The 19,564-nt window shown below is 71.5% G+C and carries 11 protein-coding genes; 1 reads left to right on the forward strand and 10 read right to left on the reverse strand.

All coding sequences use genetic code 11. The annotated features are described in order from the left end of the window. Window positions 1-3: 3 nt before the first annotated feature. From MXD61_RS01995 to MXD61_RS02035, 9 genes are all read right to left on the reverse strand, one after another. A complete protein-coding gene (locus MXD61_RS01995; protein WP_248811157.1) occupies window positions 4-1,470 on the reverse strand; it encodes a hypothetical protein in 1,467 nt (488 codons plus the stop codon). Then, on the reverse strand, window positions 1,467-4,574 hold the full coding sequence (locus MXD61_RS27845) for an FtsW/RodA/SpoVE family cell cycle protein (protein WP_285223123.1): 3,108 nt from the start codon (window positions 4,572-4,574) through the stop codon (window positions 1,467-1,469). Before MXD61_RS27845 ends, MXD61_RS01995 begins: the two co-directional genes overlap by 4 nt. A gap of 107 nt (window positions 4,575-4,681) precedes the next feature. Continuing rightward, window positions 4,682-6,148 carry a hypothetical protein gene (locus MXD61_RS02005; RefSeq protein ID WP_248811158.1) on the reverse strand — a complete coding sequence of 489 codons (1,467 nt, stop codon included), beginning with the start codon at window positions 6,146-6,148 and terminating at the stop codon, window positions 4,682-4,684. Window positions 6,149-6,155: 7 nt separating this feature from the next. Beyond that, window positions 6,156-7,250 carry a hypothetical protein gene (locus MXD61_RS02010; protein ID WP_248811159.1) on the reverse strand — a complete coding sequence of 365 codons (1,095 nt, stop codon included), beginning with the start codon at window positions 7,248-7,250 and terminating at the stop codon, window positions 6,156-6,158. A 5-nt stretch (window positions 7,251-7,255) separates the two neighbouring features. Beyond that, window positions 7,256-8,446, reverse strand: a complete 1,191-nt coding sequence (locus MXD61_RS02015) for a hypothetical protein (RefSeq protein ID WP_248811160.1) — start codon at window positions 8,444-8,446, stop codon at window positions 7,256-7,258. Next, on the reverse strand, window positions 8,443-8,811 hold the full coding sequence (locus tag MXD61_RS02020) for a hypothetical protein (RefSeq protein WP_248811161.1): 369 nt from the start codon (window positions 8,809-8,811) through the stop codon (window positions 8,443-8,445). The genes MXD61_RS02015 and MXD61_RS02020 overlap by 4 nt, the downstream gene beginning before the upstream one ends. After that, window positions 8,808-11,771 (reverse strand): hypothetical protein, encoded by a 2,964-nt coding sequence (locus tag MXD61_RS02025; protein WP_248811162.1) that lies wholly within the window; start codon window positions 11,769-11,771, stop codon window positions 8,808-8,810. Before MXD61_RS02025 ends, MXD61_RS02020 begins: the two co-directional genes overlap by 4 nt. Then, entirely contained in the window at window positions 11,768-14,947 is a 3,180-nt protein-coding gene (locus tag MXD61_RS02030; protein ID WP_248811163.1) for a tubulin-like doman-containing protein, read from the reverse strand. Before MXD61_RS02030 ends, MXD61_RS02025 begins: the two co-directional genes overlap by 4 nt. A gap of 95 nt (window positions 14,948-15,042) precedes the next feature. Next, a complete protein-coding gene (locus MXD61_RS02035) occupies window positions 15,043-17,784 on the reverse strand; it encodes a vWA domain-containing protein (protein ID WP_248811164.1) in 2,742 nt (913 codons plus the stop codon). 603 nt (window positions 17,785-18,387) lie between these two features. Between MXD61_RS02035 and MXD61_RS02040 the strand changes: the two genes are divergently transcribed. Then, the gene (locus MXD61_RS02040) at window positions 18,388-18,624 is read left to right on the forward strand and encodes a DUF6457 domain-containing protein (RefSeq protein ID WP_248811165.1); all 237 of its coding nucleotides are present in this window, start codon (window positions 18,388-18,390) and stop codon (window positions 18,622-18,624) included. Window positions 18,625-18,652: 28 nt separating this feature from the next. Here MXD61_RS02040 and MXD61_RS02045 read toward each other — a convergent pair whose 3' ends face one another. Next, complete coding sequence (locus MXD61_RS02045) at window positions 18,653-19,483, reverse strand: alpha/beta fold hydrolase (protein ID WP_248811166.1); 831 nt, start codon at window positions 19,481-19,483, stop codon at window positions 18,653-18,655. Window positions 19,484-19,564: the final 81 nt, after the last annotated feature.

Here is a 19,564-nt window from a genome sequence, read left to right on the forward strand (position 1 = left end):
CCCCTATTCCCCTTCCTCGTCACCCTCGTCACCCTCGTCGGCCCGGATGCCCCGCGCCCGGGTGCCCTCCGGCGGGGGAGTTCCGCCGAGCAGGAACTTGTCGAGCCAGGAGGCGCGGGACGAGCCAGGGGCGCCACGGGTGGCGGCCGGATCGCTGCTCATCCCGCCAGCGCTGTTCATCCCTTCGGCCCGATCCGTCCCATCAGCTCGGTCCGTCCCCTCGGCGGTGCGGTCGTCGTCGCGGTGCCAGGGCGCGGGTGCGTCGTAGCCGGGGGAGGTGAACGCCTCGTCCTCGGCACGTGGCGGAGGCAGCTCGGGTCCCGGCAGCGGTCTGTAGCCGGTCGGCGGGTTGGATGCGGTGGGCGGACCACCGCCGCCTCGGGGCCGGTCGGACGGGTCCGGCTCGGCGGGTGGCGGCGGGGTCGACCGGATCGACTCGGTCAGCCAGAGAAACGGTTCGATCACCCCGGTCGGACGTAGGTCGCCACGTATCCGCGACTGATCGCCGACCTGTTCGACATTGTCGAAATCCTGGATGCGGAACATCCCGCTGCGACCGACATAGAAACCGATCGACGAACTGGCGAAATAGCGGACCCGTCCAGGATGGAAATGCCGTTCGATGCTGCCGCGCACCTTCGGCCCGCTGCCGGCGTGGCGTCCCATGGTCTCCCGGGAACACAGATACTGGAAGAAGTCGGCGGCATCCTCGCAGGTGATGAGGGGAAGCATCGCCTCGTCGTCGCTGGCGGAGACGAAGCCGCCGTCGTAGGCGCGGTGGAAGACGCGGCGGTCATCGAGCTTGGTGATGCACACCGCGAGATAGTGCGGCAGTTTCCCGTCGGGCATCCGGCCGAGATCGTCGGCCCGTTGCAGCACCCGTTCGAGCATCGTCTCCAGATAGTGGTACGAGTCGCGGTCGCCGAGTTCCCGGATGGGGTCGAACAGGTAGACCATGCCGTCGGCGCGGGCCAGGTGGTCGATGAGTCTCTCGACGGCGTCCCCGGCCTCCGCCTCGCCCGCGAACAGATCCTCGGACGGGGGTCGGTCGGGATCCACGCCGAACACCGAGGGGTCGTACATCCGGCCGCTGACGTCCATCAGCGTGAGTTCGAACTCGATGCGGCGCGCGGGCCGACGGGCCAGCCGGCGCAGCACCCCGGCGGGCCGGGCGCGCAGCAGCCGCAGCGACAGCTCCTTGGCCTCGTAGGCGGTGGGCGCGGGAAACTCACCCCGGGTGAGCTGCGCGCGGGCGCGGGCCAGGAACGTCGTGGTCGTCGGGTTACCACTGAACAGAACCCAGTCCCGCCCGTCCCCGTCCGACTCGGACAGCGCGGTGTGCAGGCTGGCGAGCATCGTCGTCTTGCCGCTGCTGGTCGCCCCCCACAACCCGATCCGGCTCAACGTGCGATCGTCGTCGCGCCGCCCCCGCCGCCGGGTCGCACGCGGCGGCACCGTCGGTTCGCTCACCCGGGTTCACCCTTGGTCACGGCGGCGGCGACCGGATCGGTCAGGGTGGACGCTGGCTTCTCGTCGGGTTGGGCGGTTCCGTTGGAGGTGCGGTAGCTGACGATCACGATTTTTCCGTGTCTGTCGCCCTTCGGCATGACGCGTACCGACCAGCTGGCGCCGCCGGTGACCGCGCCGTTGAGGGAGTCGGTGTCGTCGTTCCACAGCGCGGGGAGCTTCGAGGGCCCGGCGGCGCTCGAAGCGGCTGCGGGGCGGGGAGTGTCCGTTGCCGATGAGGCTGGCCGTGGTTGCTGCCACGGTTTCGCGTCGTGTGCTGCCTGGGTCGCGGATCCGTGCCGGGCGGAGAGGAGGAAAGGTGCTGGCGAGTCGTCGAGTTTGGCCAGGTCGATGGACCTGGTGTGGGTGACGAGGCCAGCGAGGACGGTGGCGAACTGCAGGGGGCTTATCCGGAGGCAGCCGGGGTCTTTTCCGCAGGCGGGGTTGTTGAGGGTCTGGAGGCCGGAGGCTTGGATGACGGGTGCGGTCAGGCCCTCGCCGCTGAGCGCGCTGCCGGCCGGTCCGGTCAGTAGCCATCGGTCAATCAGGGTGCGGACGGCTCCGGGCTGGGGGCTGTTCGCCGCGCCGCGGGCCAGGATGACGTTGGCCAGGCGTACCGCGCAGCCAGTTCCCTGGGCGAAATGGAGGGTGTGTTCTTTCGGTGTGTCGATTTTGTCAAGGTTGTCGAAAGTGATGCAGCCCTTGAACGCGTCCCGGATCGCAGTATCGGCCGCACTGAGTGTGGGCGCGACGTCTTTTGCATTGCTGAGTGGTTGGGCTACGGCCCGGTCGAACAGGCCCTTCTGAATGTTGAGAAGGTGCATGATGCCGTCGGGGTTCTTGGTCAGTGCGTCGACGCGCAGGTCGGCGAGGAGCGCCTGCGTCAGGGCGGGGCTCGCGTTCAGCAGGTCACCGATCAGTCTGTCGCCGGTGGGTACCGGGGTGGACCATCGGACCGCCTCGGCGCCGCCATCCGTACCCGCGGCCTCGCCCCCCGCGTCGTCCGCACCCACGGATACGGCGCTGATAAGAGGGTCGGCGGGCCCTTTGGGATTCGTCCGCACCTCGGAAGTGGGTTTGTCGTGGGTGCCGGGTGGTGGTTCGGGGACGGTGGGGAGGGGTGCGGTTCCGGTGCCGTCGGTGAGGACGAGGAGGCGTCCGTCGCTGGTGTCGATCGCGATGGTGGCGCCGCGTACGCCGGTGGGGAGTGCCTGTATGGCTTTGTTCGCGGCGGTCTGCAGGGCGACGTCGAGTGTGGGGACCAGGCGTGCTGGCGAGCAGGTGGTTCTGAAGGTGAAGGTGCCGTCGGTGGGCCGGTCGGCGGTCTGCGCCGGGCACTGGCGTGTTGGTGTGACGACGTTGTCGACCGCCTGCCTGGTCGTGCTGTCGAGGAGGCCTGGGCTCTGCGGCCAGCGCACCGAGATTTTGGCGGTGCGGATCGTGTTGGCGGCAGCGGCGGCGGAGGTGTTTCCCGGGTCGGTGGTGGATCGCTGGTGGTCGGCGGTGGTGGCGGCCAGGGGTACCGCGACGAGTGTGGCGATCACACACAGGCCCGCGACCGCGGGTTCCCAGGTCCTGCCGGTGGTGCGTTCGCGCAGGCGGTCCAGCGTGGAGGTGGCGGTGGGGCGGGGTGTTCGCTGTGCGGGTGTGGCGGTGTGGGTGGTGCGGCTGGCGGCGCCGAGCAGGGCGCCGATGGTCCAGAGCAGGGCGATGAGGCCGAGGCTGTCGGGGGCGAGGGCGGGTGGGGAGGCGTCGATGTTGAGGGTGGGGCAGAGCAGGGCGAGAACGGGGAGGGTGAGGGTGATCAGGGTGGCGGCGGTGAGTCCGCGGGCCCAGGCGCCGAGCAGCCCGTGGCCGCAGCGGGCGGCGAGTCGGACGAGGAGGGCGCCGACGAGGATGGTGATGGCCAGGATCAGGAACAGGCCGAGGAGACCGAGTTCTTCGGCGATGACGTTGAGGGCGTAGCGGTCCGGGACGGTGCCGTGCGGGGCATAGGACTCGGCCAGGCCCTGCCCAGGTCCGCGGCCGAAGGTGCTGGCACGGGCCAGCGCGAGAGCGGCGTAGGCGTCGTCAGGTGCGTGGGCGGTGACATGTGCGTGGGTGGGGGTGTAGGGGTTGCGGTGCCAGGTGTGGCTGAGCGCGGCCACCAGGACGTAGGTGGCGAGGGTGGCGGCGAGTCCGAGGGCTGGTGCCCAGCGGTCCTTGGTGCGTGCGGCGACGAGCCAGATCAGTCCGACGGCGGCGGCGATCGACGGGCTGGGACGGTCGGGGCCGATGGCCAGGACCAGCCCCGCGCCGACGGCGACGAGGAGCAGCACCAGATACACCGAGGCCTGGTTCTGATCGTCGTCGATGGGCGGTCGGGTCCAGAGCTCCACGACGATGGCGAAGGTGGCCAGGGTCAGCAGGGCTACGAGGGACGCGGGTCGGATCTGTTCGGTGCCCAGCGCGAACGTGTTGTCGTCGTTCCGGCTGAGGCCGGCGAGCACCACACCCACCAGCGTGACCGCGATGATCGCGATACCGGCCGGACCGGGGGTGCCCCTGCCGTCCTCGGTGAACCGCACGACGCGTCTGGCGGGTTGCGAGCGCACCAGTATGGTCAGCGCGATCAGACCGGCGCTGCCGATCGCGAGTGACACGGTAAGACCCGCGAGCGGATAGCGAGGGCTGCCTGGCAACCCGGCCAGTCGCAGCCGAACCAGGACGCCGACCGCCACCAGCAGGTAGACGGCGCCGACCAGTGGCACCGCCAGCCGGGCGAGGTTCCCGAACTCGGGTCGGTGTGTCGGCGCGAAGCGACTCCCGGCCAGTCGGCGTGGCGCCAGCCGGGCCGAAGGGTGGCTGGGTCGGGCCGGACGGTCAGTGATGGAGACGACCGCACGCAGGGTGATCCAACCGGCCAGCCCCACGATCACCACGGTGGGCGCCGTCAGGGCCAGATCCAGATCATGGCGGTGTCGCTGCAGGCCGGCGACGAGCAGGTAGGCGACGAGCGCTGGCAGGAAGGCGACGGCCCCGGTGTAGGCCCAGCGGCTCGGCGTTCCGCCAAGCGGTGCCCGGAGCATGCCGGCGGATGCGCTCCGGGCACCGCGCCTGGCGGGGGTGCCGCTGGGCCGGCCGGCAGCGGGTCCGGTCGCCGAGGTGGGGACAGGGCCGCCTGGCTGGTGGGTCGTCACCGCGTCTCGCTGAGGAACGCGACCAGGATCAGGAGGATGTAGGCAACACCCACAAGGATGAGCTGCAACCTGTCGAGGGGCTGGACAGGCAGGTGGTCATCGCCGTTCTCGTTGTCGCCCGTCACGTGCGGCTGTGCGACGGCGGCGCGAGGGAGGGTGAACGGTCCGGTGCGGGAGCCGGGGAGCGTACTCACCGTCGCGTCCGGATCAGGATGGATCAGGCCCGCGTTCCCGGCGGGTGTACTCGCCGGTGGGGGGACGGCCACCAGTTGGTCCTGCATCCTGCTGACGTCATCGCGCAGCGAGTCGTTCTCCGCGGCGAGGTGCTCGTTGTCCTGTTCCGCGCTCAGCGCGCGCTGTTCGAGTTCCGCGAGTCGTGTGGCTGCCTGCTGGTTTTCGGTCTCGAGAACCTCGCGGATCTCGGTCCACTGGTTCCGTGCGCTGGTCCATTGCTTCTGCAGGGTGACGCTGGCCCGAGCCGCGCCGTCCCGCTGTTCTGTCAGTTCGAAGATCTCGTGTCGCAGTGCGTCCTGGGCGGACTGTGCGGTGGCTTTCAGCGCGGTGATCTGCTGGTTGTGGCTGTCGTTGAGGGTGCGTCTCAGGTCTTCGGTGCCGGGTGTGGGTGTGAATCCTTCGGCCCAGGAGAGGAGGTCGTCGAGGGTGTTGATTCCTGCTTTTTCGAGGAGGGTGGACCAGGTGGCGGGGTCGGGGGAGTTGGTGTAGGCGCGGACGAGGTTCGCGATGGTGATGAGCTGTGGGGAGTGCTGGGGGTAGCTGGCGAGGTCGGCGTAGCCGTCGGAGTGGGGTTGTCCGTCGGGGAGCAGGAAGGTGATGCGGACGCCGGAGCGCTGGACGGGTTCGCCGGTGGAGAAGCTCCAGTCCGGGCTGGCCCATTCGCGCAGGATGTCCCGGGCGGCGATCAGGAGCAGCGCGGGGTCGTGGGTGTGGCCGGTGATGGCCAGGGGTGCGGAGCGGACGTCGACCAGCGCGACGATCAGGCGGGTGAGTTCTTCCTCGATGGTGCGGGCGCGGGCGGTGCGCTGTTGCCGGCGTAGTTGTTCCTGGGCCTGTTCGAGAAGGTGGTGGCGGTCGAGGGGGTAGAGCTCGCCCCACGGGCCACCTCGCCACCAGTGTGGCCAGCCCGAGGCGAGTCCGAGGGCCATGCCGGCGGCCACCTTGTCGCCGATCAGGACGTGTGTCGCGGCGGAAAGGCGATCGGTGTCGCCGTCCGGGAAGCGGTGCAGGATCATGCCGCGATCGTCCGGTGTCCTGGCATAGCAGAAACTCGAACCGACGTGGGCGTCCTGATGGCGATAGGCCGCATCGGCGAGAATGGTCAACTGGCTGCCGGCGAACACGGGATCGTCCGTCGGCAGGGTGGACGCGGCCGGGCGGAACCCGCCCGCCTGCCGACTGTAGAGCAGGATCACCTGGTGCACAGGGCTTTGTGCCGGTTCGGTCATCGGAGCGTCAGTCCCCCTGTGCGTGCGTGGTGTGCTCCTCGATCATGGCCAGGAGAGCCATGATCGGTTCCAGTACGCGCCGTGGCCGCGCTGGTCGGACGAATCGGCCTGCCCCCGGGGTGCCGTCGGATTTCAGATAGGAGGCGCCGCTGGCCGAGACGAAGTGCAGGGTGCACCACTGGAACCGGTCGACCGGTGCGAGCCAGGCGGTGGCCCGGCGCTGGTGCAGAAACGCGTAGGCGTCCTGACTTTCCTGTCGGATCGCCTCCCGGTCGGCGTTCGCCGGGGTCGGCCGGCTCAGCCAACGGTCCACCGGTGCGGTGAAACGCAGCGTGTCCGACTTGGTGATGGCGATCGCGGCCGGAAGCTGCAACCGGCCGCCCCGCATGGGGCGGAAACGCAGACCGGCTATCGTGGCGCCGAACGTCGGATCGTCCAGAATGCTGGTGCCCGCGCGGCCACTGCCGTCGCCGATCAGGTCCGGATCCACGACGAAGATCAGACCGTCCACCCGCTGCAGGAACCGCAGGGCCATCGAATCCTGTTGCAGCCCGCGCAGCTGTTCACCGGCGGCGTCGAAGAAGACCAGCGGGAACGTGCGTCCGTCATCGGTGGTGATCAGCACCGCGTCCGTGTAACTGACCAGTTCGCGGCGATGGGTGTGCGGCGGGGCGAGACCCTCGTCGAAGAAGGGATCGACGACCTCGGTGCGGTACCTGTAGTGCTCGGTCAGATTGACCGGTACCGTGCGCAGCCCCCGCGGTGTGAGCCGCTGCCGGTCGATCTCACCGGACATGGCGGCGAGCAGGCAGGTCTTGCCGGCCATGGTGGTACCGACGAAACCGATCACGACCGGCCGTTCGTAGAGCACGAAATCCACCGGGAAGTAGTGCGGCACCCGGTTGACCTCGTTCGGGCAGCGCAGCACGGCGCTCTGCACCTCGGCCCCCCATTTGGCGCTGTCCCGGGGCGGCAGAGTGATGCGGACGGCCGGTCCACTGCTCTCACGGCGGTACGCGTCACGCTCGTTCCACTCGAATTCCTCCAGGCAGATCACACAGGTGATCTTTTTCGTGCCCGGGGATGTGCTGTTGACGGCCATCGCGGTTACCTCCGGCCTCGTCGGCGCCGTTTCTCCGGACGCGTGCTGCTCGTGGAACCGCCGTGGGGGGACGGTGGCCGCGTCAGCGTTTCCGGATCGGTGCTCGCGCCCGGATCGGCGATCGTGTGCGGGGTGGGGTAGCCGTCCTGGCGGGGTGTGGTGCGCGGACCGGTCGGGTCGTCCGGGCCGGCTGCGAACGGTGGGTGCCCGCCCGGCGGCTCGTTCGGCGGCGGCGAGGACGGCCGAGCCGGGCGGGCCGGTGCCGGCTGCCCCTTGGCGGCCATCAGCTGGTCGTAGGCGCGGCGGCCCTCGGCGAGGGTGTCCGGCTCGTGGCGGGGCACCTCGTCCGCTCCCATGATCTGCCCGAGCCGGCGCAGCAGCTCGGTGGCGGTCGGTCGGGCGTCGGGGGCGTCGAACACGCCGTGCAGGATCTGCCCGAGCCACGGCATGCCGCTGGCGGCGACATCGGGTCGGCCACCCAGACCGATGTGCAGGCCGCCCGGGGTGACGACGCTCAGCAGCGCGCAACCCGCGGCGTACAGGTCGTCGCCGGCATCGATGAACCCGCGACCGAGGATCTGCTCGGGCGATGCCCATTCGCGGGGCGTCCGGTCGGCCGGTGTGGGGATCTGCGCGAGCCGGGAACGTGGCTCGCCGAGGCGGCGGGCGTACTCGAACCGGTTGATCTGCAGCGTCCGGCTCGTGGGGTCCCAGTGCAGGGTGTTACCGCGCAGCTGACGGTGGGAGATCCCCAGCTGCTCGAGCAGGATCAGGCCACGGGCCAGGCCACCGGCGAATTTCCCCAGATCATCCGGGGAGACCAGTGGACTGGTCAGTTGTTCGATCGGCGCCCCGTACTCGGCGGTGATGGCGAACGGTTCGTCCCGGTCGACCTCGTAACCGAACAGGCGGGACAGCTGCCACGGGTAGTACGTGGCGCCCCGCTCCCAGGGGAAGTGTCGATCGGCGTCGAACCGGCGCAGCATCCGCAGGCCGGTGGCGATCGCGTTCTCCAGGGGCAGTTCCGCGTTCTCCCCGCCGATCGCGTAGCGGATGGCGATCGGAAAGTTCTGGTACAGCCCGCGCCGGGTCCGGAAGTTCCTGGTCTCCTCGGGTGGCCCCGGATCCATCTCGACCTCCCAGACGGCTTTGCCGCCATCCGGACGGCGAAACGTCAACGTCTCGAGATCGCTCACCGCGGCCGCTCGTCTCTCGGGTCGGCGCGCCGGCGCGACGTGCGCGGACCTGTCGCGGGGATGCGCGGGGGGTGCCGCGCCCGGTGGCCGAGCGGCGCGGGAGGCGGGCGCATCGGCAGCTCGCCCGTCCTGCCGCCGGTCTCCGGGGAACCCGCGCGGCGGGTCGGGTCAGCGTCCTGGGGGCCGGTGGTGGCCGCGGTGTGCGCGGCGGTTGGTGCGCCGGCACCGCTGGTGGTGGCGTCGTGACTGGCCGGGTCGTCCCAGCGCTGGCCAGGTGCGAGGTCGCTCGGGAGGTACCACAGCCAGGCGGCCAGGACGCCGAGGCCAACGAGGATCGCGAGAAGGATCAGGAGCTGGAGGATCACCAGAGATCGTCCGCCTCGGTCGAGGTGCGCTCCACCCGTGCCGCAGCGGGATCCGGCACCACCGCGGATGCGGCCTCGGGCACGTCCGGCCGCGGTGCGCTACGCACGGTTGGCGGGACGGGGGCGGGCACATCCGGTTTGGCCGCCGTCAGCGGGGCCGGTCGCGCCTGAGCGGGGCTGGGTTCGGCGGGAAGGGCTTCGGCGGGGCGCGCCTCGACCGGCTGGGCCGCGGGTGGTGTGCCGGGGGAGCCGACGGTCGTCTCCCCGGACCAGACCTCGTCCGCGACGGAGTCGGCGGGGCGCGCCGGGGCGGGGGGCGGCGGGTCGGATACCGGGCGCTGGGGTGGCGGGCCGTCCGGTGTCGGTGGTGCTGGTGGAGTGGGCGGCGCGGCGAGGGAGGGCGAGGTGTCGTCGTTCTCCGCCGGGCCGGTCGGCCCCTGCACGACATCCGGTGTCCCGGCCGGCACCGGCGGTGTAGGTGGGGAGGTGGGCCGCTGCTGTGGTGTGGACGGGGGGCTTGCCCGTCGGACAGAGCCGGAGGTGAGCTCGGTCAGCCGGATGAGGCCGGCGATGTCGGGGGAGCCGGTGGCCTCCTCCCGTCCGGGGTTGGCGATGCGGGGGATGAACCGGATGTACGCCGCCGTGTCCGGGGTGGGATCGAGCAGGCGCAGGTCCTCCTCGTTGGTGAGCTGCAGCAGCTGCGGGTGGCTGGAGGTGGCGCGGCCGAGCTGGCCGAGCTCGGGGGACTGCTGCCAGACCCTGCGGGCGAGTTCGACGCGTCGACGCTGGTCGGTGTCGAACGGCGGCGGTGCCAGCGGGCCACGTCGTTCCAGATGCCGGTCGTAGGCGGTGAGCAGGGTGTGCAGGGCGTCGTGGACGTCCCGGCCGAGGTCCTCGCGGCGCATCCGGGCGATCTCCTCGCCGTGGGTGTTGAGCACGGTGCGGATGGCGGCGGCGACGTCCCCGGTCACGATGTCCGCGAGCTCGCCCTGGTGCGCCAGCAGCTGGCGGCCGACGGCCGAGCCCACGCCGAGGGTGCTGCCGTCGCCGGCCGGGCCGAGGACGCCCGAGTTCGCCGCGGCACCGCCGGGGGCCGGGCCGAAACCACCGGGCCGGGCGGGACCGCGGGGACCGACGGGCGTCGGGCGCAGTTCGCGCAGCGTCGCCTGGGCGGCGTCGACCGCGTCGGCGACGGCGCTGGCCAGACGGGCCGCACCGAGCCGTTCGTCGGCCAGCACCCATTCGTTGAGACCGACCGACACCAGCAGCGCGCCGAGCCCGCTGATGGCGTTCGCCGCCTCGTTCAGCCGCAGCCTGCGCTGCCAGGCGTTCACCGCGCGCCGCCACCACACCAGCGGTGCGAACGCGAGGGCGAGCCCGGCGAGCAGCAGCACCACACCGATGCCCAGGCTCAGCCTCGGCAGGACCACGCCGGCGCCGATGCCGACGACGGCGCCGCCCAGCGCGTCCAACCCGTACCAGATCAGGGCGGAAAGGGGCAGGTCCCGCGGGTCGGCGGGTTCGCGGGGCTGGGGGATCGGCCGGCGCTGGTACAGGCGCACGGCGATACCGACGGTGAGCGCGGCGGTGACCAGCGCACCGAGAACGCCGACCGGGAACCACAGTCCGGCCAGCAGTGTGCTCAGGAACGCGGTCGAGAGCATGCCGGGGTGCAGCCAGCGGGGGAACGGCGGTGGGGTCCGCAGGGTCGTGATGAGTTCGGGCGGGCAGATCTGCGGTACCCGCTGCGCGTACTGCGCGCTGCCGGTGGGGCGGGCCCGTACGGCCAGGTCACGTAGGCGGCGAGCGGTGGCGGCCAGCGTCTCGCGGGCGCCCAGCGCCGCGTCGGTCTGGCGGGCCAGCGCCGTGCGCACCTGGGCGGCCGCCGCCGCGGGGACGGGCACCATCTGCACGCCGAGCAGCGCCAGGGTGTGGCGCTGCTGCGGGCCGACGCCGTCGCTGCCACCCTGATCGGTCAGTGCCCGGTGCAGTTCCACGGCGAGTGTGCCCAGGTGGGCGCCGGCCTGGGTGAGTTCCGTCCAGACCAGCGACCCGACGGGCACGAGACCCTCCGCGGCCACCGAACGGCGAGGGGCGAACGGTTCGTCGCGCAGCGCGGTGATCAGGGCCGCGGCTTCGTCCAGATGCCGGCGCGCGGCGACGGCGGCCGCCGGCAGCTGGCCGTTCGGGTTGATGATCGAGCCGATGCCAGCGACATCGGTGGTGGCCGACCCGGTCAGCAGCCGGTCGAGGCGGGCTGCCTCCTGCGGCACCACCGACCTCGTCCCGTCGCCGGGGCCCGCGCCCGCCCCACCCGGCGGACCGGCGCCACCGGGACCAGGCGGGATGCCGTTGTCGTCCTGGGTGAAATGCTCGAAGGCCTGCCCTGCGGCCTGGTCGAGGACGTCCCGGCTCACCCGACCGAGCAGCAGGTGGATCGCCGGCGCGGCGACCTGGTAGGTGCAGCGCAGGACCACACCACGCGCCCGGCTGAAGACGCTGGGGATGCTCAACGCCTGCAACAGCGCCGCGAGGTTCGGCTGGGCGTCCTTGTCCGGGCCGAGCACCCGTCCGGGCCGACCGGGAGTCCAGCGCACCCCGCGCAGGTCCCCCGCCCACAGGACGGGCAGTTCGGCGACGGCCGGCAGGTACAGCCGCTCGGGGTGCGGGCGCCGGCCCAGGCCCAGCACCAGCAGCTGCGTCGTCGCCGCGGACACCCGGACGAGGAAGTCCCTGTACTCCTCGAGGCGGGCCACGTCGGCGACGACCAGGATCCGGCTGGTGTCCACGTCGCGCCGGCCCGCCTGGCTGGCGTGCTCGCGCTGCAGGGTACCGATCGGGGTGGACAGCACCCGACGCGGATCGTCACGCAGGTCGAGGACGACCACCATCGACGCGTCGTCCTCGTCGCGCCCGGCATGGTCATCGCCGGCGCCGGGCGGCGCCACGGTGGACGTCATCGCTCGTCCGCCCCTTCGACCTCGGTCAGGTAGGTGTGGAGGTCGTGCAGGTTGCCGCGGATCGCACCCTCCTCGGTGAACGGTCGGTGCAGCGCGGCGGGCACGGTGGTGGACCAGAACTCGAGGGCCTGGTCGAGCCGGCCACGGCTGGCCGGCGGCAGCCCCGCGCGGAACTTCTCGATCCGGGCGACCTCCGACCCGGCCACGTCGACGAAGGCGCGGAACACCGCGGCGGGCGGCACCGGTTCGTGGGTGAGCCCCTCCGGACGGATCATCCGCAGGCTGCGGGTGAACGCCCGGCGCGCCTCGTCGTCGTCCTCGACGATCGCCTGCTCGTAGACCCGCAGCAACGACCCCCACGACGAGGTCTGCCCGATCCGATGCAGCGGCAGGTACATGGCCTGCGCCTCGTCGTACTCGACCGCGCTGACCTGGATCGACTCCGGGGATTCCAGCGACCCGGTGACCCGCACCCGCCCGTTCCACATCGCGCACAGCAGCCGGTGCAGGATCGTGGTGCGGTTGTCCTCGGTCATCGCGAGCCAGCCGTAGTTGTAGCTCAGCCGCTGCCGCCAGCGCAGATAGTCGGCCGGGTCGTTGTGGGTGACCGCCTGCGACCAGAACCGCAGCAGCTCCCGGACCTCCCGCACCTCGTTGACGGCCATCGAACTGCGAAAGAGCACCACGACGATCGAGTCGGGCTGCCCGGGCCGGAAGTCGGGTGTCACACCCTGTCCGGTGGGCAGCGCCAACTCGTCGCGCAGACAGGCCTCGACCTCGCCGGCGCCGGCGTGCTTCACCGCCGGATGCGCGATCAGGATCTTCAGGCGGCCGGAGCCGTCGGGGCTGAACCCGCCGGGCAGCAGCGCGCGCAGCTGGTCGAGGAACTGGCGCAGGTCCAGCGGGTCGACGTCGGGTGCGGCGCTGCTGGCGGCCCGGGCCAGCAGCCGGCCCATCGACGGCAGCAACGGCACCCCACCGCCCTCGGCCTCGGCGAACAGCGACCGGACCTCCTGCTTGAGCCGGTCGCGCAGGATCGCCACCGCCCGTTGCGGCGCGGACCGTTCGGTGATCTCCTCGAACGCCTTCTGCCAGTCGGAACCGCGTAGCAGCAGCCGCAGCACATCCGCCTCGGTGGAACCCTCGGGCAGGCCGCCACGCTGCAGGAACGCCCGCAGCACGGTGCGGTGGAACACCTCGAGGTTGCCACCGGCGGGCAGTAGCTGGCGGATACCGGTGCGGTCCTGGCTGAGCGCGACCGTGCGGCGATCGAACTCGTCCGGTTCGGCGCGGGCGAACACGATCAGGGCGTCGGCGAAGTCGTCCACATGGCCGATCGCGACGTTCACCTTCTGCTGCCAGACCCGGGTCTGGCGGCCCCACGCCTCATGCCACAGCCGCCAGGTGTTCCAGCGGTGCCAGTGCTGCAGGGTGGCGATGGCCTGCTGCACCGGCGGGTCGCCCCACTTCGCCTTGCCGGGGAACCGGTTGCGGATGTCGGGCAGCACCGGGGCCGCGGCGCTGACCGGCGGCCGGTTCGGGACCTGCGGCGGGGTGTTCTTGCGTGCCTCGAGCAGGCCGATCAGGCCGCTGCGGTCCGGCGGGTCGAGCAGCTCCGGATGCCCACGGATGATCCGGCGCAGGTGCAGGACGTCGACCTCGCCGAGCATCGTCCGGGCGGCCTGCACCGGCTGGAACCGCTGCCCGGCGATCTCCTGCACCTGGCCGCTGAGCTGGGTGGCCTGCGCCCGCAGGACGGCGCCGATGGTGTCGGAGTAGTCGGTCAGCGAACGTTTGATCTCCGCGGCGCCGTCGGTGACCCGTGGCGTGCTGACCGGCAGGTCCGGCCGGTCGAGGATCTCGTCGAGGTTCGCCGCCCGCGCCATCTTCCCGATCAACGGGACGTTGCGCTCCCCGCCCGGCGTCGGCCCCTCCAGCAGCGGGACGGCCCGGGCCAGCAGCCGGCCGGCGACGAGCTCGGCGAGCGCGTCCCCGGGCACGGTCAGCGACGCGACCAGCGCCGTGGACACGCCGCGATGGCCGATGCCGGAGTCGGCGGCGGTATGGCGCTCGGCCGCGCTGTTGATGAACGAGTCGGCGAACGACTGGAACGACTGACCGACCACCGCCGCCTGCTCGGCCTGCTGCTCGGAGGTGATCAGCGACAGCACCAGCGACGAGATCGAACGGTGGATGTCGTCCTTGTCCATGCCCGGGGTGCGGCTGAACAGGAACCCGGTCTGCACCGTGCCCGACGCGATCTGGATCTTGCGTCCCGGGTAGGCGACGTCGATCGGACGGCCGATGTTGTCCGAATGGCCCAGGACCCGCCGGGCCTTGCGGGCGTTCTGGTCGTCCACCAGACGGAACAGGTCGAGCAGGGCGCGTCCCGCGTTGAGCTGCGCCGAACGCCCCCCGCCGCGGCCCTCGTCGAACGCGCTCGGCATGAGCACCAGCGGATAGATCTGCGCACCGATGCGGGCCCGGTCGAACGCGTCCGCGATGAGATGCAGGTAGTCGTAGAAGATGCCGGTGCCGGTGCCGCCGGCGACCGAGAAGGCGACGAACACGTCGCACGAACGGTTCGACCGCCCGCCGAGCACACCGAGTTCGGCACCGGCCCGGCTGACGGCGTCGATGGCATCGCGCAGCGGCTGCTGGCCCGGGCCGATGTCCTCGCGCACCGTCTCGAACAGCGCCGCCCGGCCCACCGTCGGCAGCTGCCCCGCACCCTTGGTGATCGGTGCGACCAGCGGCTCGTCCAGGATCGGCGGCAGCCACGACTGGACGAACTGCCCGGCGGTCATCCGCAGGTTCGCCGCGACCTCCGCGTAGGTCTGGAACTTCGGCACCAGCCCGCGGACCAGCTGGGCGTTACGGGCCGCCGCCTGATGGTGCGTCGGCGCGGGGACGGTCGCGCCGTGGATGCGGTCGAGTTCGGCCTCGTTGAGGTCCGCGTAGACGAACTGCAGGCAGCCGGGCAGCTGGTAGGGCAGATAGCCGGAGTTGCCGTGGGTGCCCATCCGCTCGGCGAACGCCATGCCGTCCGGCCCGCACAGCGACTCACGCAGCCGCCGCTCGAGTTCGGTGCCGATCGCGCAGCCGGTGCCCCCCAGCCCCACGAAGACCAGCGGCTGGTAGATGTTCAGCCCGAAGGCGGTGTCGCGTGTCGGCATACGTATCCCGATCCGTGTTCTGCGCTGGGTCGTGCCCGGTGTCGGGCGGGTCGCTCCTGCCCGTTCCTGCCTGGTGCCTTGCTGCCTGCTGCCGGTCAGAACTGCGTGTCGTTCCAGTCGTCGGCCGGCCGAGGGGTCGCCGACGGTTGCCCGGGCCCAACCGCCGGACGCTGGCCGGGCTGGACGGTGGGTGCCTCGGACATGTTTCGGTAGTCGTCGTCTGGCGCCGATCGGGCCGGAGCGCCATACGGACTGCCGCCATACGGACTGCCGCCATACGGACTGCCGCCATACGGACTGCCGCCGTAGGGATCGCCGCCGTAGGGATCGCCGCCATACGGGTTGTCGTTGTGGGCGGGGTTGCCGGGCGGGGTGCTGCTGTGACCGTTGACGTGTCGATCGTTGCCGGCGCCGCCGAACGGGTCCTGGCCGCCGATGGTCGCGTACGGATCGGCCTCGGCGCCGCCACCACCGAACGGGTCGGCACTGTTCGCGTGGGCGCCGCCTCCGCTCCACGGATCGTCGGAAGGCGGCAGGGCCGCGGCGCCACCTTGCAGCCGCCGGTCCTCGACCCACAGCTGGGTGCCGGACATGCCGGCGGGGAACCGGGTGCCCGCGGGCAGGGTGCGTACCTCACCACCCGGCGTCTGCACGGCGAGCTGCCCGTGCTTGACCCGGCGCACGGTGTAGACACCGGTCTCGCCCGGGTTCGCCTGGGTGAGGGTGAGCGCGACCCCGGGCACGTCGTTGAGGGTGAACCGGAACACGGACGCGCGCTGCCGCGACGCCGGCAGGTCCGCGCCGACACCGTCCCCGCGGGTGGCGAAGGCCCGCAGCTGGGAGACGTCGCCGTCGCGTCGCCGCCGGGCCAGCAGCAGCAGGGCGGCGCCGACGGCGAGCAGCAGGACGACGGCGGCCAGCAGCAGGTACGACCAGTACGTCGCGAACCACCCGGGTGGTTCGTCCACGTCGAAACTCACCGGCTCCTCGGTGAGCACGACACCCGTGCTCGTGGCGCTGTCGCCGTTCGTCGCGCCGCCGCCGTTCGAGCCGCCGGGGGTGACGGAGACGCGGATGACGCCGCGCCGCGGTCCGTAGGCGGCGTCCGACGCCACGGACAGGGTCAGTTTCCGCTCGAAGCCGCTGGCCCCGGCCGGCACGGTCACCGTGACCGGGTCGAGGGACACCCCGGCCAGGCCTGCCAGGCTCAACGCGACCTCACGGGGCGTGCCCGACGGGTTGTCCGCCCGCAGCACCCCGCTGACCGAGGCCCCGCGGTGGACGTCCGCCGGCGTACGCATCTCCACGACCGCGCCGCCGCCGCGAGCCCCCGGAATCCGGTAGGTCGCGCGCTGCACGGTGCCCCGCAGACCCGTACCGGTGATGCTGCCGGTCAGCGACAGCAGCCCGGTCGCACCGGCGGGCACGGTGACCTGGCCGGCGTAGCCGCCGTCACCGGCCTTCTCGTCACCGCCCTGGCCGTTGTCGCTCAGGGCCACCGGCACGGGGATGAAGCCGTCCCCGGCCAGCCGCGCGTCGAACACGAGCCCGGCGAGGTCGCGGGGGTCGGCGGCCTGCCCGCGGCTGGTCTGCAGCGTGACGTGCACCGTCGCGGACTCGCCTGGCTTCGGGGACGCCGGCGAGAGGCGGACCACCGAGCTCAGCTGACCGATCCAGGTCAGGTCGGCCTGCACCGTCTGCGGCCTGGCGTCCGGGGGCCAGGTGAAGACGACCTTCCAGGTGCCCGGGTAGGGGTTGGCGATGAACAGCGACTCGGAGGTGGGGGCGCTGTTGTTCAGGGTGAAGAACGAGCCGTCCTGCTGGCCGGAGCCCTGGATGACCCGGCCCCGGGGGTCGGTGTAGCTGACCTTGATGCCCGCTTCGCGCTTGAGCGCGTTGATGGTGGCACTGGACGCGGTGGCCGGGATGTTCAGAGCCAGGGTCACCGGGCTGCCCGGTCCGCCCTGGCCGCGCTTGGTGGCGAAGCCCATGCAGCTCGCGTTCGCCAGCGCCCGGTCGAGGGCCTCGGCGATGTCCGCGGCGGACTCGGCGTACAGGGGCGCTGGCGCGGCCACCGGGACCCTCTGACAGTCCTGGCTGGTGCCGGCGCCGAAGCCGGGCAGCCTGGCCAGCCACTCCCGGTTGAAACCGTTCCCGAAACCGACCGGCCAGATCTGCACGCCCAGCGCCCTGGCCCGCGGCGCGACGTCGCTCTCGGTCACGCCCATCGCGGCTGTCATCCGCGACTGCGTCGTCGCGTCGGCGTTGGGCAGCTTCGCCCCGTAACGCTGGACGTTGTCCACGCGCAGACCGCCGTCGGTCAGCAGGAACACCACGTTGAAGTAGGACGGGTCCTTCGCCGCCTCGAGGATGTCCAGCGCCTTGGTCAGGGCCGCGGCGTGGTCGGTGCCGTTGCCCTCCTCGATGCTGCGCGGGTGCAGCTTGCCCAGACAGGTCCGGAAGTCGGTGCTGCCGACCTGTGCGAGCGGGCAGACCTCATCGGTCGCGCCATGCTGCTCGCGGCTGACCTCGGGAAAGTCGTCGGTGCCGAACCCGACCACCGCGATCTTCGAGTCCTTGTCGACCTGTTGACTGCTGGCGATCAGGCCCGCGGCCTCGGCCTCCTGCCGGATGGTCTCGGGAGTCTCACTTCCCGACTCGTCGACGAGCACCACGGCGTGCACCCGCGGCCGACCGTCGGCACCCACGGTCGCGGGCCCGCCGGCCGGTGCGGCGACAGCCGGCGTCCCCAGCGGCGCGACCAGCACAACGGCACCCGCGGCGGCCATCAGCGCACGGGCCAGCCCGCGAACGGAGCCAACGGTTCGGTTCGCCATCAGTGTGGCCTCCCCCAAGGCTCACGCAGCGCCCGACCCCCCGGGTGCCAGGTCACTCATGCGCTCGCGGTTGAGTCACGAGATACCCGCCGAAACACGTTTTCGTGTAACGAGGCAGGGTATGTCTGCGCACCGTCGCAAGATACACCGTGTTCTGTCGTGTTGCGGGCGCCGAGTGGGCACCATGTCGTCATCTTTTGGCGATCATGCTGTGCCGCAGTGGATGCCTGGCTGCCGTCGTCCATATCGACCCTGGTCAGGGGGCTTTTTTTGCTTTCCGTCCGGGATTTGGCGGGAGCTGCCTGGCCAACGTACGACCATGTACGGCCTTGGTGGAGAGCGTGGACAGTCGGCTCCCGTTGAGAAATCCGGGCGGCCTGTTTCGGCGTGGCCGTACCGGCCGGCCGGCGAGCCCTTTCTGGCGAGCGGTCGGGCCGGCGCCGCCGGCACTGATCACCCTGAGTCACCGATCTGGCCAGGTGATGGGGGTGGGAGTAGCCACCGTTGGCTGGGCGGGGGTCAGAATGGGGGAAGTCGGGACTGCCTCTGGATCCCGTTCCTGCGACAGGTGGTTCGCCAGCCTGGTGGAGGTGGAGGAGCCCGATGAGCGAGCCTGATCTGAGTGCCTGGGTGGCCGCGCTGTGCGGCGGGCTCGGCCTCGACCCGGGTCAGGTCGACACCACAGCGGTGCTGGATCTGGCCCGGGACGCCGCCCATGGCATCGCTCGCCCGGCCGCGCCGGTCTCGGCCTTCCTCGTCGGGTTGGCCATCGGACGCGGAGCCGACCCCGCCGACGCCTTCGCCGCAGCCACCTCGCTGGCCGTCACCTGGCCGGGCTGATCGACGTGCGCCGGGCTGATCGACGTGGTCAGCGCAGGAAGTCCAGCAGGGGGGCGTTGACCTCGTCGGGGTGGGTCCAGGCGATGTTGTGCGGGCCGTCGTGGACGGCGACGGTGGTCAGGTCCTTGATGAGCCCCGGTAGCCGGGCGGCGGTGTTCTCGTAGGGGAGAATGCGGTCGGCATCGCCGTGGATGAGCAGGGTCGGCACGTCGATGTTCGGCAGGTCGTCGCGGAAGTCGGTCAGCCAGGAGTCGACACAGGCGTGCGCCGCGTGGGGGGAGGCGCCGAGGGCGACGACGAAGCTGTTCTGCCAGGCCTGGCCACTGATGCGCGTGCCACCGAGCACGTCGACGTTGTAGAAGTTGTCGAGGAACTCCTTGAAATAGGCCGGCCGGTCGGCCAGTACCGCCGCCTTGATCCCGTCGAACACGGATCCGCCGACCCCGTCCGGATTGTCGTCGGTCTTGAGCAGGAACGGCGGGATGGCACCGAGCAGGGCCGCCTTCGCGATCCGCCGGGAGCCGTAACGCCCCAGGTAGCGGGTGACCTCCCCGGTGCCCATCGAGAAACCGACGAGCGAGACGTCGGTCAGGTCGAGCTGTTCGAGCAGGGCGTTCAGGTCGGCTGTGAGGGTGTCGTAGTCGTAGCCGACGGTGGGCTGACTCGACTTTCCGAAGCCGCGCCGATCGTAGGTGATGACCCGGTAGCCCTCGGCCAGCAGCGCCCGGGCCTGCTTCTCCCAGGACGCCCCGTTGAGCGGATAGCCGTGGATCAGCACGACCGGCCGCCCCGTGCCGTGATCCTCATAGTAGATCTCGATCGGCGTGCTGTTCTCCTGTCCGACGGTGATGAACCCCATGGATCTCTCCTCAGGTTGCGTGAAGCGGCTGCTGCGTGCAGCGGATGCACCCCGGGCGAACGGTCCAACCGGGCGCCACCC

The sequence above is a fragment of the Frankia sp. AgPm24 genome (genome assembly GCF_023243055.1).
GTDB classification, from domain to species: Bacteria; Actinomycetota; Actinomycetes; order Frankiales; family Frankiaceae; genus Frankia; species Frankia umida.